Below are 16,330 nucleotides of genomic sequence, written 5' to 3'. Positions count from 1 at the left end.
ATCAATATACTGTAATTTTAATCAAAAATAAAGGAAAATCTATGAGTATATTTAATAAAGTGAAATCACTTGTTTCAGAAAATAAAAATAAAATTATTAATATTCTTGCACCAATTTCAGGTGAAATTGTTAATATACAAGATGTTCCAGATGTTGTTTTTTCAGAAAAAATTGTTGGAGATGGAATTGCTATTAAACCATTTGGTAACAAAATTGTTGCTCCCATAAATGGAACAATCAGCAAAATCTTTGAAACAAATCATGCATTTTCCATGAGATCAGATGATGGTATCGAATTATTTGTACATTTTGGTATTGATACCATTGAATTAAAAAGTGAAGGGTTCTTTAGAATAGCAAAAGAAGGACAAAAAGTAAAAATAGGTGATTTGATACTCAAATTTGATCTTCCTTTATTAGAAAAAAAAGCAAAATCTACACTAACACCTGTAATTATCTCTAATATGGATGAAATAAAACAATTAATAAAATCTACTGGATCTATTATTTTAGGAGAAACAATTATTATGACAATAAAAAAATAATTATTATGACAATAAAAAAATAATTATGTTCAACAAAACGATCATAAATAATTTTACTATCATATACAAAATAAAAAATCTGATGCATATTTTATTTTTATAATTTTTTAAAATAATATAAAAAACAAATAATTAAAGTTATTTTTATCTAATTAATAAATGTACATTAAATTTTAAATTACATTATAAAAAAATATGGCATAGTTTCTAGAAAACTTAAGAAAAACATAAAAAATCTAAAATAGATACTGTTTTTTGCAAAACAGAAAAAATTATTACAATAGTTTACATATATAAACCAATAATTCCTAAATCTAATCTTTAAAAAAATAGAGATAAAATCTACATTTCTATAAAATACCAATGAATAAATAAAATATTGCATATATATAACTTAATAAAACACAAATACATATTAATAATAATCTTTGCCATATTTATTAAAAAACATAAATATATATTTATAATATAATTTTATTAAATTATTTCCTTTTATTTTATTGATACAAATGAATATACTTATATTATATCAATAAAAAAAATAAAAATTTAAAAATTACATGCATAATTTTAGTAGACTAGTTATACAATTTATATATAAAAAAACAAAATGATTTAATAATTAAAAATTAACAATATTTCACGAAAAAATAAATCTGTAAAAAATAATATGATTTTAATCATTATTATTAATTCAAAAAAAACTGGATTCAGTATTTATTAATACTATATTTTTTTTATTCTATTCAATTTTTAGATATTAAAATCATTCATATATTAAAAATAAAAAAATATATAATATACTTCTTATAAAATAGTTATTTTTTTTAAAAAAAATATTTAAACATTTTTAATATATATATTAATTTAATAAATTAATATATTCATGAAAAATATTTTTTTTCATAAAAAATATTTGTGTAGAAAATATTTTTTAAAATAAAAATTTATTATTACTATCTTTACAATTTTTTAGTCTTTATGCTGTCATTTTTATTATTTAGATTTTAAAAAAAATAAGAATGATTAAGATCATGAAAATCAAATTCTGTCTTAATTATTCATTTTTTATTAAAATATTTAGTTTCTAATTCTAATAAAAAAAATTATTACTTGTTAACAACAATAAATCTAATTATTGAAAAATTAATATTTTTATATTAATTTTCTAAAAAATATAATATTGTTATATTTAAATAGTATAAATTATACTTATCATAATTGATTATTAATATCAAAAAACTATGAAATATCAAAAAATAAAAAAAGCAAAAAATCTTCTATGAACATTTATGAATGTAAATGTTATTTTATAACTATTATAATCTATGCGAAATATTATCTATTAATAAGCACTATATATCAATCATATTCTCTGTATAATGAAATAAATGTAATTTTATTATCAATAATTTATTTATGAATACACCAAATATCAATAATATTAAAATTTTTTTTCTTAATTTACAAAATAAATTTTGCCAACAATTTGAAGATATTGATGGCAAAGAAAAATTTAAAGAAAATTTTTGGACAATAAAAACAAAACCAAAAAAAGAAGGACGTAGTCGTATTATAACCAATGGATTAATTTTCGAAAAAGCAACTATTAACTTTTCAAACATAAATGGTGAAAAATTACCATCTTCTGCTACAGAAAAACGTTCATCTTTAATTGGATCTACATATCAAGCAATGGGGGTCTCTTTGGTTGCTCATCCAATCAATCCTTATGTTCCAACGGCTCATTTAAATGTTCGTTTTTTCATTGCAAAAAAAAATAAATTATCAACATGGTGGTTTGGTGGTGGATTTGATTTAACACCATACTATGGATTTGAAGAAGATATTATACACTGGCATAAAACTGCAGAAGCTTTATGTAGACCTTATGGAGAACAAATATATAAAAATTACAAAAATTGGTGTGATGAATATTTTTTCATTAAACATCGTAACGAACCGCGTGGAGTAGGTGGATTATTTTTTGATGATTTAAATCAGCCTAACTTTAACACTTGTTTTAATTTTATTCAAGATGTAAGCAATGGGTTTCTTGATGCATATTTACCAATTATTAAAAAAAGAAAAAAAATGATATGGAACAATCGTGAACGTCAATTTCAATTGTATAGAAGAGGACGCTATATAGAATTTAATTTAATGTATGATCGTGGAACCATATTTGGGTTACAAAGCAATGGTAACACAGAATCAATTTTAATGTCTTTACCACCATTAGCCCGTTGGGAATATAATTATCATCCTAAATTAGACTCAGAAGAAGAAAAACTATACAAAAATTTTTTAATAAAAAAAGAATGGATTTAAACTTTAGAAAAAAAAATATTTTCTAGAAAATTTGAGCTTTTGATACTTATCAATATTTAAATTAAATTTAACATCACTCGATTAATTTTAAATGTTTTTTATCTTTTAAACATATGGATTATAGTTCTTTTTAAATTCAATACGAACAGGAGTTCCTATCATATGTAACTTTTTACAAAAATAATTACTTAAATAACGTTTATAAGAACTAGGAATATCATCTTCTACTTGATTTCCATGTACTAATATAACTGGCGGATTATAACCTATAGCATGTGCATATTTCATTTTCATTCTGCGTCCTCTTATTAATGGCGGTTGATGTTGTTTCTCTGCCATATTAACCATTCGAGTTAATAAAGAAGTACTCATTCGACGGGTTGCAGATAAATATGATGCGTTAACAGATTGAAACATATGATCAACACCGCTACCATATAAAGCTGAAATAAAATGAATTTTAACAAATTTAACAAAAGTTAATCGCAAATTAAGAATACTTTTTATAGATTTACGCTCTTTCCATGAGATAGTATCCCATTTATTTATTACAATGACTAAAGAACGACCAGTATGCAAAATAGTATCTAACAAAGATAAATCTTGATCAAAAACTCCATCTTTTGCATCCATTAACAATAAAACAACATGAGCATATTCAATAGATTCTAATGTCTTCATAATTGAAAATTTTTCATATTTTTCAGTTATTTTTTTCTTTTTTCGAATACCAGCAGTATCAATAAGTATATATTTATATTGATTTCTTTCTATTGGGATATCAATACTATCACGAGTTGTACCAGGCATATCATACACTACTACCCTATTTTCACCTACAATATTATTAATTAATGTTGATTTTCCAACATTTGGTCGACCAACAATAGCTAATCTAATTGGTAATAAAAATGGATCAAATGGATTTTTTTGAGTATTTTTAATAATATTTTGCTTTTTTCGAGAAAAATAATCAATAGTATGACTCAATTTTAAAGGTAATTTAAAATTATTTATCTTATCTATCAATTTTTTTTTATAACATGAAGCAATAACTTTTTTTATAAGTGAAAAAATACCAAAACCATACAATGCTGCAATCGGATAAATATTTTTTATACCAAGCACACAAAAATCACTCAATATATTATTAAAATTACAACCATCTGTTTTATTTATAAGAAGATAAATTTCTTTATTAGAACTACGTAAATTTTTTATAAATTTATAATCTAATGGTATAATTCCAGTACAAATATCTACTAGAAAAAAAATAATATCAGCTTCTTGAATAGCTAACAAAGATTGTGAAAATACATGCAATTGTATTTTCTCTTCTGATCCATTGATGCCTCCAGTATCAATAATAATAAATTCCTGTCCTAATAAAAAAGCTCTACCATATTTTCTATCACGCGTTAAACCAGAAACATCAGCAACTAATGCATCCCTACTTTTTGTTAATCTATTAAACAAAGTAGACTTTCCTACGTTAGCACGACCTACTAATGCAATTATCGGTATCATTTTAAAAAATAAACCTCAAAAAAAATAATAAGCATTCTTATTTTAATTTCAAAAACAACAAAATTAATTTGAAATAAAAATCTGATATAATTTTGTAATCAAATATATTGAAGCACATTAAACAATTAAGACTGAAGTAAATTAAGACTGAAGTAAATAAAGGGTTCCATCTTTTGCTTGAATTAATAATTTATTATTAACAACAATTGGCCGAGTTAATAATCCAGAGGAATTTAATTTATTTTGTGCAACACATTGACCATTATGAACATTTAACCAGTAAAGATATCCTTCTCCATCACCCATAACTAAAAAACTATCATAGATACTTGGTGCAGTTAAATTACGATATAAAAAAGCATTTTGCATCCACAAGATAACACCATCACTTTTGCGAATTGCTAATACAGAATCATTTTGATCTACTAAATAAATAGTTTCATTTTTAATAATAATATCATGAATCGATCCTAAATTACGACTCCATATAATTTGATTAGAATGTAGATTAATTGCAACCAAATTACCATTATATGCAACAGCAAATATAACACCTAAATTAATATCAATAACCGGTGTCATATTAATATCATGCAAAGGTAGGATTTTATTGATACCATGCATATTATCAATATATTGCTGCCAAAGAATTTCTCCTTGAGACAAGGTTATTGCAGTAATTCTACCATTATTACTACCAACAATTGCAATACCATAAAATATGCTAGGAGCAGATTTACCTCTTATAGATAATATTGAATAATTATCTAAGTGAATACTCCATTTAATATTTCCATTTTTTATATCTAAAGCCTGTAATACTCCATTACTAGTATGAGTTAAAACTAAACCATCACTGACTACAGGTTGCGAAATTGCTTCTCCAGCAACATTAGTAACCCATACAACTTTTCCATTAAACTTATTTAATGCAATTAATTGACCAGTTTCTGCTCCCATATAAATCTTATCTCCTGAAATAGTTAATCCAGAAGAAAGTAATATAGGTTTATTGTTTGTAATATAACCAATTTGGTTTAATAAATCAATTGACCATAATATATTGCCGGAATTAAAATCGATTGCTTTTATAATACCTCGACGATCCGCTCCATAAACAACAAAATTATCATAAACAGGAGAAATTTTTGAATAATACTTTCCAGTACCATGTCCTATGATATTTTTCCAAATCACAATAGGAGTAAATTGATTATTAACTGGAGGGATAGAAGAGATAAACGTAAAATTTTTTTTACTTGAACATCCGATTAACAAAATTATTATTGATGTAACAAAAAAAAATATTTTGATTGTTTGCATCTCAATATCCCTCTTGCTGTGATAAACTATTCATTTTTATTTTTAATATAGTTTTCATATTTTCAGATCCATCTGATTCTAATCCTTTTAAATAAGCTGCACGAGCAGCAGGAATATCATTTTTTTTAAGAAAAATATCACCTCGTATATTTTCTACAATCATATTCCACGTTTTCTCTTCTACTTCCATCAAAGAAACCAGTGCTTTTTCTGTATGATTTAAAGCTAATTGAATACGCGCTAATCTAATATTAATTAAATTCTGAATATTTTTTACATTTGTCAGTGTTAATGCTTTTAACAATACTTTTTCTGCATTCAAAAGATCATTTTTTTCTACTAAAATCTTTGCTTCTTCTATATTCTTTAAAACAAAATAAATATTTTTTTTTGCATCAAAAAACTGCTCATTACTAAAAAAAAATTCTTTAAACCTTTCATACCATTGAAAATTTTTTTTTTCAGAAAAATAAGCTTTCGTATTCAGAAGAGATAAATACAATGATTGCCAATGATAATGACTAAGTGTTATTAGATTTAATCCAATGATGAACAAGATGATTAACATTCTTTTTTTATTAATAAAATAATGTTTAATCATCTTTATTTTGCAATTAATAACATAAAATTTCATCAAATCTTTTTAGCCTAAAATTTCTGTCAAACGTATATTGAGACATTTCTGAAAAATTTTTTCTTGTTTACCTGTATATAAATTTTTTATTGTAATTGATTCAGATCGATATTCATCATCACCTAAAATAAGTGCAATTTTTGCTTTATATTTATTAGCTTTTGCTAATTGTTTTTTTAAAGTACCACCACCATGATGAGTAATTAACGTTAAAAATGGCATTTGATCTCGTATTTTTTCTGCTAATTTTAATATTATATTTTGACTATTTTTACCATAAGATATTAAATAAATATCAGGCGAAGAATACTTATGTATAAAATCTGAATTTAATTTTTTAACTAATAATACTGTACGTTCCATACCTATTGCAAAACCTATAGCTTTGGTTTTTCGCCCACCAAGTTGTTCTACTAACGCATCATAACGACCACCAGCACAAATAGTACCTTTTGCACCTAAAACATTAGTAATCCATTCAAATACAGTGCAATTATAATAATCTAATCCGCGTACTAAACGAGGATTAATTTTATATTGAATTCCTGTAATATCAAGTAATTTACATAATTTTAAAAAATGTTTTTTAGAGACATCATCAAGATAATCAAAAAGAAGAGGTGCATCATTTAATAAATCTTGAATTTGAGGATTTTTTGAATCAAATATTCGCAATGGATTAATGAACATGCGACGTCGGCTATTTTCATCTAATTTATCTTCATGTTTTTTCAAAAACATTGATAATACTTTAGAATATTTCAACCGTGATTCTAATGAACCAAGTGAATTTATTTCCAAAGAAAGATATTTACTGATTCCTAATTGAGACCAACACCGTTTTGTCATAATTATAATTTCAGCATCAATATCTGGCCCAGTTAAACCAAAAACTTCAGCACCAAACTGATAAAATTGACGATAACGTCCTTTTTGTGGACGCTCATAACGAAACATTGGTCCTAAATACCAAAGACGTTGTGGCTGATCGTACAAAAATCCATGCTCAATACCAGAACGTATACAAGCAGCAGTATTTTCTGGACGTAATGTTATTAAATTACCATCTCGGTCATGAAAGGTATACATTTCTTTTTCAACTACATCAGTAAATTTACCAATCGCTCTCGAAAATAAAACATTCTGCTCTACAATTGGGGTACGTATTTCAGAAAAACCATAACTAACAAAAATTGTCTTTAATATATTTTCAATTTTTTGCCAAAATTGAATACTAATAGGAAGACAATCATGCATACCACGGATAGATTGAATCTTATTTATCAACTTATTTATTTCTCTATTGTATAATACAAACACGTAATTTTAATTCAAAGAAGCAAAGAAATAAAAAATAAAATCTTATAAAAAATATTTTATTAAAAAAATTCTATTTTTGTTTTATGTTAATTTGATACTTTTTATTTAAAATTAATGCTTTTTCTCGAATTTTCGCTTCTAATAAATCTATTATATTATCATTATCTAAACGCTCTTTTTGACGTACACCATTTTCGTAAAATCCACTTTTTGCTTTTGCTCCTGTAACACCAAAATTCGCTAATTCTGCTTCACCAGGTCCATTAACAACACAACCAATGATTGAAATATCCATTGGTGTAATAATATCCTCTAATCTTTTTTCCAAAGCATTTACAGTACCAATAACATCAAATTCCTGACGCGCACAAGTTGGACAAGCGATAAAATTAATACCTCTTGAACGAATACGAAGTGATTTTAAAATATCAAAACCAACTTTCACTTCTTCAATGGGGTTATCAGCTAACGAAATACGTAATGTATCACCAATACCTTCAGATAACAAAATACCCACTCCAATAGCAGATTTTACTGAACCTGCTCGTTTTCCACCAGCTTCAGTAATACCAACATGTAATGGCTGATCAATTTTTTTAGCTAATAAACGATAAGCACTAATAGCCAAAAATACATCCGAAGCTTTAACGCTTACTTTAAACTTATCAAAATTTAATTTATCTAATATATCAACATGACGCATAGCTGATTCTACTAATACTTCTGGAGTAAGTACGGTATATTTTTTTTTTAAATCTTGTATTAATGAACCACCATTAACACCTATACGAATAGGGATATTTTTATCGCGAGCACAATCAATTACTTGATGAATGCGTTTTTTATTTCCTATATTACCAGGGTTTATGCGTAAACAATCTACACCATATTCAGCAACTTTTAATGCAATACGATAATCAAAATGAATATCAGCAATAATCGGAACTTTTGCTTCTTTTTTAATCAATTTAAACGCTTCAGCTGCATCCATTGTTGGTATAGATATACGAATAATATCTACACCAACTCTTTCTAATTCTTTAATTTGTTGGACTGTTGCAATAACATCTGTTGTATTTGTATTGGTCATAGATTGTATTGTAATGGGTGCACCGTCACCAATAGCAACATTACCCACGTAAATACGTGTTGATTGACGCCTTTTAATTGAAAATGTATACATGTCTTAATCACCTTCAAAAATAGAAATATTAATAATTACATAAATCACAAAAATCATTAACTAAAGATTTTGATTTTTATCATCTATCATATTTAATTATTAGTGTATCCTTTTTTATAAGATATTATTTTATTAGATATTATTAAAATTTAGGTAAGAAAATAGCACTGAATAAACTTTCAGCCATTTTAACTATGATACAAACAATGCAAAAGAGCAGCATAATTGTTTTTAAAGTTATATGATTAATTAGAAATTACATTAATATTTAATTGGTAAGGAAACTAACTACTTAATACAAATTTTAACTGTACTTACTTCTCTATCAAAAAATTGTTTCTGACATTTTTATTTTATATGAACTACTGACTTATCTTGATTTATAAGATAAGATTTTTAAAAAGCAATCAGTATTGTTCATTTTTTATAAAAATATTATTTATTATTTATTTTTACCTAAAGATCTAAAGATGTTTATTTGTATAAACTATTAAACTACTGAGATAAAAAATAAATACAAATATTTTAAAATAATTTATAAATACTAGTTTCCTTATATTATAATTTATGAACATATAAACGAGACTAATTTTTATAATATTTTAAGTATCATATCAAAAATATTTTTATAATTATTGCAAAAAATATTAATATTTGCTAATCGTATAAATTTTACACATTCTATTCTATCTATAGTGTTTAAAAAATTCTTATTATACTTTTTTTAGTACTTACCGATTTGCTCTTCAAATTTAGAAGAAGAATGATTTCCAAAATCAGAAAACCCGACCTGATTTTTTTTAGCCATAACTTTAATTTCTTGTTTTTCAACTTTATGATCTTGCCACCACCAAATACTTATCATAGCAATAATCATAGTCATAATCAACCAAGTAAACTTCATTAACCAACCTTCTCTTTTTTTTTGTATTTTTCCTAAAGAATAAGTATGTACAGGTGATGTTGTTATGGTATTTTTTGGTGTATTCACTTCTAATAGGTCCAGTATTTCTTTTTCTGGAATTTTAAGTAATTTTGCATAAGAACGAATATAACCCCTAAGAAAAGTAGGATCGATATCATTAGAGTTATTATTTTCTATTGCACGTACTATACATACTTTTAAACACAGTTTTTCGGCAACATTTTCCAATGAAAAACCGAGCGCTTCTCGCGCCTGTAATAAACGTTGTCCTATAGTAATTTCTGTTGTTTCTGTTTTAGATGTAATATTCATATTCGTAAAAATCAATTTTATGAATTTTCAAAATGACTTATTTAAAATAACTTATTATATTACAGTTGTTAAATATTAATAAATTTAAATAATAATATTTTATTTTAAATTATTTAAATATTCAATAGATAATCTGCATTTTATTACATAACTTTTAATATTATTTTTTATATTATATTTTCTTATAAATTAAAGTTTTATGAATGATTGCATAAAGAATTTTTATTTTTGAATCATCACAGTTATTTAATTCTAGTCAATACATATAATAAAAAATCATTTTTATTGTATTAGTGTACAAAAAAATCTTTTTTTAATGTACGTTTTGTTCGATCAATAACATCTCCCGCTAATTGACCACATGCTGCATCAATATCATCACCACGAGTTTTACGAATAATAGTAGTAAAACCATGTTTTATTAATATTTTTGCAAAATCTTCAATGCGTTTATTAGAAGTAGGAGTATATAATACCCCTGGAAATACATTCAATGGGATCAAATTAATTTTACTAGGGGTGTTTCGAAGACATTCAACCAATTGATATGCATGTTTAACAGTATCGTTTATATCTTTTAACATTACATATTCAATAGTAACACGTCCTTGATTAGCATTTGATTTATTTAAATAACGTTTAACACTAGCAAGCAGAGAAGAAATATTATATTTTTTATTAATAGGTATAATTTCATTACGCAGTTTATCATTAGGTGCATGTAAAGAAATTGCTAAAGCAATATCAATCATATCACCTAACTTATCAAGTGCAGGTACAACACCAGAAGTTGATAAAGTAACCCGTCTTTTTGATAATCCAAAGCCAAAATCATCCATCATAATTTTCAGAGCTGGTATAACATTATGTAAATTTAATAAAGGTTCACCCATCCCCATCATTACAACATTAGTAATATCATGATTTCTGCAAAAAGAAGCAGAAGAATTAATAACCTGATTGGCTCTCCATAATTGTCCTATAATCTCTGAAACAGATAAATTACGATTAAAACCCTGTTGTGCAGTTGCACAAAATTTGCATGCAAGTGCACAACCAATTTGAGAAGAAATACAAAGAGTTGCACGATTTTTTTCAGGAATATAGACTGTTTCTACTTTTTGTTGACCTACACTAATCCCCCATTTTATTGTACCATCAACAGAACGCTGTTCTTGAAGAATTTCAGGTATACGAATTTCAGCAACTGATTGTAATTTACTGCGTAATTTCTTATTAATGTTGGTCATTAAATCAAAATCATCACAATAATTATGATAAATCCATTTCATTATCTGATCAGCTCTAAACGCTTTTTCCCCTAAATCTATAAAAAATTGTTGCATTTTTTTACGATCCATATTCATCAAATTAATTTTTCTAGAATTCATCAAATTAATTTTTCTAAAACCAGGAAAAGAAATAGTATTTGTGATTTTTTTAGATTGAATGATTTTCATGTGCGCATTTATAAAATCTTTATCAAGATTTAATGAAAGTTTATTTTAAAAGTAATATATTAATCTAATATTTATTAAATATTTGTTTATTTCTAATAAATATTTTTATATTAACGAGGATAAATTTCTTTTTCCGTAAAGAAAAAACTAATTTCTCTTTCTGATGAAATAATAGAATCTGAACCATGTACTGCATTTTCACTGCAACTATCTGCATAATCAGCACGTAATGTTCCTGTTAGTGCTTTACTCGGATCAGTCGCTCCCATCAAATCACGATATCGTTGTATAACATTTTCAGCAGTTAAAACTTGTAACATAATAGGTCCAACCATAAAATCGATTAAAATATCAAAAAATACTTTATTTTTATGCTCACTATAAAAAACTTTAGCTTCTTCACGATTAAAAAATACCATTTTAGCAGCAATAATTTTAAAACCAGCTTGTTCAAAACGAGAATAAATTGCACCGATCATATTTTTCTTAACCGCATGTGGTTTAATAATAGATAATGTTCGTTGAATTACCATTTTAATTCTCCTAATAATTATGGTTTTATATTAAATTTTCATTCACAGAATTAAAAATTTATATGATCATTTTAAAAATTAGTAGATATTTTTTTATTTTATTCTTTTTACTTATAAAAAAATTTTATTAATTTTTATATTATAACTATAGCATACAAAAAATTACATAAAGTTTTATCAAAAAACATAAAAAACAGCAAAAATAATCCTTTTTACAAAAAACTACACCATTTTGTATTTATAAGATAATTGTATTTATAAGATAACTAAAATAAATTTTTACTACAATTAATAATTCTTATAAATACCTATTGAATTAAATAAAATAATTGATTCATAAAAATAATTATAATACAATAATTATCAATACTATTAATCTTACTATGGATTATTTCAAAAATGGAATGTTAATTTACTAACCTTTAAACATCTATAATTTATACAAAAAAGAATCTTAGTATATATGAAAATTAGTATCTATTATAGTTAGTAATTTTTATATTAAATGATAAAATAAAAAATTATTTAAAAAAAATCTAACATAAAGAATCATATAATATTTTAATATAAATATAAATTAAATTAAAATTAATATTTTATGTATATAACAAATCATTTTATTTATGTAAAAAATCTATGTATAAATTGATTTTAGAAGAAATTTTTATAAAAATTTAAAAAAATAAAAACAAAACTTATAATCAATTAGTAAAATTTAAAATTAATTATAAAAATAGTATATCATAAAATTTTTAGATCAATAAACCATTTTTGTATTTTTATAAAAAATGCAAACATTAAGAAATCAAATTAATATCGATTTTATATTAAATGTATATAAACTTAAAAAATAAAAATATAATTACTAACAGTATAAAAGTAGTTTATATACATACAAAAAATATTTAAATATCAGATTGCATCTACAATATATGTAAGAACATCATTTTTTCTGCTTGTTAAAAAAAATAATATTTTTAAAATAGCAATTAAAAAATAATTAACACATAAACTGATAAATTCATATACAAAAAAAAAGAAAATATGTTTATTAAAAATAAAAACTTACAATAAATCAGTTTCCCATTAAAATATTTATATTTTAATATAAAACTTAAAAAATATTTTAAGAAAAAGTATCATAAAAATTATATAGCAATACTTATAAAATAAGTAACAACATACAATTTTATGATATTTTTAAAAAAAATAATTATAGATAATTACAAATTATTTATTCTAATAACACATCGATGATCTATTTTTGCAATATTTAATTCAGTTAATGATTTTATGATCATTGAAATCTCTGATCTTCTTGGCATATATAATTGTGCATTAAGAGCAATAACTGGACATCCAGCATCTAATGCAGAATAAATACCAGCTTCCGCATCTTCAATTGCAATACAAAACTTAGGAGGTAATCCCAATAATTTCGCACCAAGCAAAAAAGGATCCGGGTGCGGTTTGCCATTTTTTACTTTTTCAACTGTAACCCAATGCAATGGTTCAGGTAAACCTGCAGATTTAATACGATTCAAAGCTATTGACATTGTAGCAGAAGTAACAATTGCCCATGGGATAAAAAGTTTGTTTAATTTTTCAAGCAAAGAAATTGCACCAGGCATTGCTACAATACCTGACATATTTTCTGTTTCCATATTTTCTAACCAATGAAAAATATTTTTAATATCAGTTTCATCTGTATGAGGCATAAAATGACGAATAGAAGTTATCGCAGGTTTTCCATGAATATATTCCAAAACATCTTTTTCTGAAATACCAAGTCGATGACTAAATTTTTTCCAACAATATTCGACACTCGATAAAGAATCAACTAATGTGCCATCCAAATCAAATAAAAATCCTTTACATGTTAATATCATTTCATGATTTCTCCTTAAAAATAAACAATATATTTATCATTTAATTAAATTTAATATTTAAAATATAAAAATAGTATTTGGTGCTATGAATAAATTTTACTTTTTATTATTATTTTATTAAATAATATACTTTTTTTGAAGCTTTATTGAAAATTTATATATTCTTAAAATTAAATCAATAATTTTATATAAATTAGTTTTATAAAAATAAAAACTTTCAAAAATATTGAGCAAAAATGTTTTTGTATTTTTTTATAACTAAGACAATCGCAAAATAAAATGTATAAAATATAAATATTTAATAAAATTTTTAAAATTTTTAGATAAACCAAAAAAATTAAATTTAATACATAACTTCATAAAAAGACCAATCTTGTTTTTTAAAATTCATAATATATAATATATTTGGCCATATAAAAAATTATGTAATAATCTTCATAATTTATACAAAAATAATAAATACCAAAAAAATATTTACATATTTATTTGCAACTCATAAATTATAATTTTATAAATCTATGGAAATCCTTAATTATTAAAAATAATTGCATAATAAAAAGACAGGTAACATCAGAAGATGTTTAATATTAATCAAAGAAGATGTTTAATATTAACAATAATTCTTATCAAATCAAAAAAGTAATATTTTTATGTTATTTTAATAAAATTAACTCTAATAATGTAAATATATTTTATGCTTTATAATTTCATTAAATAACTTATATGTATTATAGAATTATATTTCATAAAAATCCAATCTGTAAAATTATAACAATCTAATCTATCAAAAATAAAAATATAAAAAACAAATGCAAAACATTTATTTTTTAATATAAATTCTTATAAAAGAAAAAATAATGATAAATAAATTTTATTTTTGTCTATTTTTAGATTTTAATTCATAATACTAAAAAATTAGATTCTAAAATTTAATATTTAACTTAGAATTTATAAATATTTTTATTTTTATGCTCATATTAATTTACTAAAAATGATATTAATCGTTAAATTTAATACTAAGAAAAATAAGTTAGCAAAATTATTTTTTATAAAAATATAAACATTTATTAACCTAACTTCCTATCATTCATACAGCTTTCAATAAAATTCTATCATCAATTCATAGGAGGGAGATATGTCAAATAAATTAATACTTGTTTTAAACTGTGGTAGTTCTTCACTTAAATTTGCTATTATAAATCCAATAAATAATTACCAAGAATTATCTGGTATAGCAGAATGTTTTTATCTAGCAGAAAGCAAAATAAAATGGGAAATGAAAGGTAGCAAACATGAAGTTTCTTTACGTAAAAAATTTGGACATAATGAAGCAATAGATTTTCTGACAAATACCATTCTTAGTAAACAAAACACACTAGTTCAAGCAATTTCTGCCATTGGACATCGCGTTGTACATGGCGGTGAAAAATTCCATAAATCAACTCTTATTAATCATGAAGTTATTGAAGAAATAGAAGCACTTATTCCATTTGCTCCATTACATAATCCGGCCAGCATAATGGGAATTCAAAAAATTCAAAAAGTATTTCCACATTTAAAAAATAAACAAGTTGCTGTATTTGATACTGCATTTCATCAAACTATGCCTTCTGAATCTTATTTATATCCTATTCCATATTATCTCTACAAAAAATATGGCATCCGTCGTTATGGCGCTCACGGCATTAGTCATTACTATGTCACAAAAGAAGCAGCAAAAAAACTTAATAAATCTATCAATGAATTAAATGTGATTTCATGCCATTTAGGTAACGGATCTTCTATTACTGCCATACTTAATGGAAAATCAGTTGATACTTCCATGGGATTGACACCACTAGAAGGATTAGTAATGGGAACACGGAGTGGAGATATTGATCCATCTATTATATTTTATCTTCATAATATCTTAGGAATGAGTTTAAAAAAAATTCATCTTTTATTAACAAAAGAGTCTGGTATACTTGGGTTAACTACAGTGACAAACGATTATCGTTATGTAGAAAATAATTATTACAAAAAACTAGAGGCAAAACGTACAATGGATGTTTATTGTCATCGTTTAGCTAAATATATTGCAAGTTATTCTACATTGATGCAAGGAAGATTAGATGCAATTATTTTCACTGGTGGAATTGGTGAAAATTCTTCTATCGTACGAGCTTTAACGCTAAAAAAATTATCTTTAATTGGTATTAAATATCATCATGAGCGTAATTTATCCATGCGTTTTGGCAAATTAGGAACAATTACTGCTGAAGATAGTATTCCTGCTTTTGTTATTCCAACTAATGAAGAATTAGTTATTGCTCAAGATACCAACTATCTAACAAAATAAAAAATTCAAA

Annotated in this window: 12 protein-coding genes; 3 read left to right on the top strand and 9 right to left on the bottom strand. The window is 23.9% G+C overall.

Annotated features, from left to right (window positions below; translation table 11 throughout):
• Positions 1-41 precede the first annotated feature (41 nt).
• Both crr and hemF read left to right on the top strand, forming a co-directional pair.
• Positions 42-545, top strand: a complete 504-nt coding sequence (gene crr / locus ABNS14_RS00755) for a PTS glucose transporter subunit IIA (RefSeq protein WP_348666469.1) — start codon at positions 42-44, stop codon at positions 543-545.
• Positions 546-1,964: 1,419 nt separating this feature from the next.
• Positions 1,965-2,876, top strand: a complete 912-nt coding sequence (hemF, locus tag ABNS14_RS00750) for an oxygen-dependent coproporphyrinogen oxidase (protein WP_348666468.1) — start codon at positions 1,965-1,967, stop codon at positions 2,874-2,876.
• Positions 2,877-2,981: 105 nt separating this feature from the next.
• Here hemF and der read toward each other — a convergent pair whose 3' ends face one another.
• The 9 genes from der to ABNS14_RS00705 form a co-directional block, all read right to left on the bottom strand.
• Positions 2,982-4,403: a ribosome biogenesis GTPase Der gene (gene der / locus ABNS14_RS00745; RefSeq protein ID WP_348666467.1), complete on the bottom strand. Its 1,422-nt coding sequence runs from the start codon at positions 4,401-4,403 to the stop codon at positions 2,982-2,984.
• A 141-nt stretch (positions 4,404-4,544) separates the two neighbouring features.
• Positions 4,545-5,726: an outer membrane protein assembly factor BamB gene (gene bamB, locus ABNS14_RS00740; RefSeq protein WP_348666466.1), complete on the bottom strand. Its 1,182-nt coding sequence runs from the start codon at positions 5,724-5,726 to the stop codon at positions 4,545-4,547.
• Between the two features lies 1 nt (position 5,727).
• A complete protein-coding gene (locus ABNS14_RS00735) occupies positions 5,728-6,327 on the bottom strand; it encodes a YfgM family protein (protein WP_348666465.1) in 600 nt (199 codons plus the stop codon).
• Between the two features lie 42 nt (positions 6,328-6,369).
• On the bottom strand, positions 6,370-7,647 hold the full coding sequence (hisS, locus tag ABNS14_RS00730; RefSeq protein WP_348666464.1) for a histidine--tRNA ligase: 1,278 nt from the start codon (positions 7,645-7,647) through the stop codon (positions 6,370-6,372).
• Between the two features lie 103 nt (positions 7,648-7,750).
• On the bottom strand, positions 7,751-8,863 hold the full coding sequence (gene ispG, locus ABNS14_RS00725; protein WP_348666463.1) for a flavodoxin-dependent (E)-4-hydroxy-3-methylbut-2-enyl-diphosphate synthase: 1,113 nt from the start codon (positions 8,861-8,863) through the stop codon (positions 7,751-7,753).
• A gap of 724 nt (positions 8,864-9,587) precedes the next feature.
• On the bottom strand, positions 9,588-10,100 hold the full coding sequence (locus ABNS14_RS00720; protein ID WP_348666462.1) for a helix-turn-helix domain-containing protein: 513 nt from the start codon (positions 10,098-10,100) through the stop codon (positions 9,588-9,590).
• 290 nt (positions 10,101-10,390) lie between these two features.
• Entirely contained in the window at positions 10,391-11,491 is a 1,101-nt protein-coding gene (locus ABNS14_RS00715) for a bifunctional tRNA (adenosine(37)-C2)-methyltransferase TrmG/ribosomal RNA large subunit methyltransferase RlmN (protein ID WP_348666650.1), read from the bottom strand.
• 179 nt (positions 11,492-11,670) lie between these two features.
• Positions 11,671-12,093, bottom strand: a complete 423-nt coding sequence (ndk, locus tag ABNS14_RS00710; protein ID WP_348666461.1) for a nucleoside-diphosphate kinase — start codon at positions 12,091-12,093, stop codon at positions 11,671-11,673.
• Between the two features lie 1,223 nt (positions 12,094-13,316).
• The gene (locus ABNS14_RS00705; RefSeq protein WP_348666460.1) at positions 13,317-13,982 is read right to left on the bottom strand and encodes a sugar phosphatase; all 666 of its coding nucleotides are present in this window, start codon (positions 13,980-13,982) and stop codon (positions 13,317-13,319) included.
• Positions 13,983-15,117: 1,135 nt separating this feature from the next.
• On the opposite strand from ABNS14_RS00705, the gene ABNS14_RS00700 reads away from it, so the two are divergent.
• Positions 15,118-16,320 carry an acetate kinase gene (locus ABNS14_RS00700; RefSeq protein WP_348666459.1) on the top strand — a complete coding sequence of 401 codons (1,203 nt, stop codon included), beginning with the start codon at positions 15,118-15,120 and terminating at the stop codon, positions 16,318-16,320.
• Positions 16,321-16,330: the final 10 nt, after the last annotated feature.

This window comes from Arsenophonus symbiont of Ornithomya chloropus (assembly GCF_964026495.1).
Classification (GTDB): Bacteria; Pseudomonadota; Gammaproteobacteria; order Enterobacterales; family Enterobacteriaceae; genus Arsenophonus.
The sequence above is the reverse complement of the archived record's forward strand: the minus strand, read 5'-3'. Positions and strand labels throughout refer to the sequence as shown.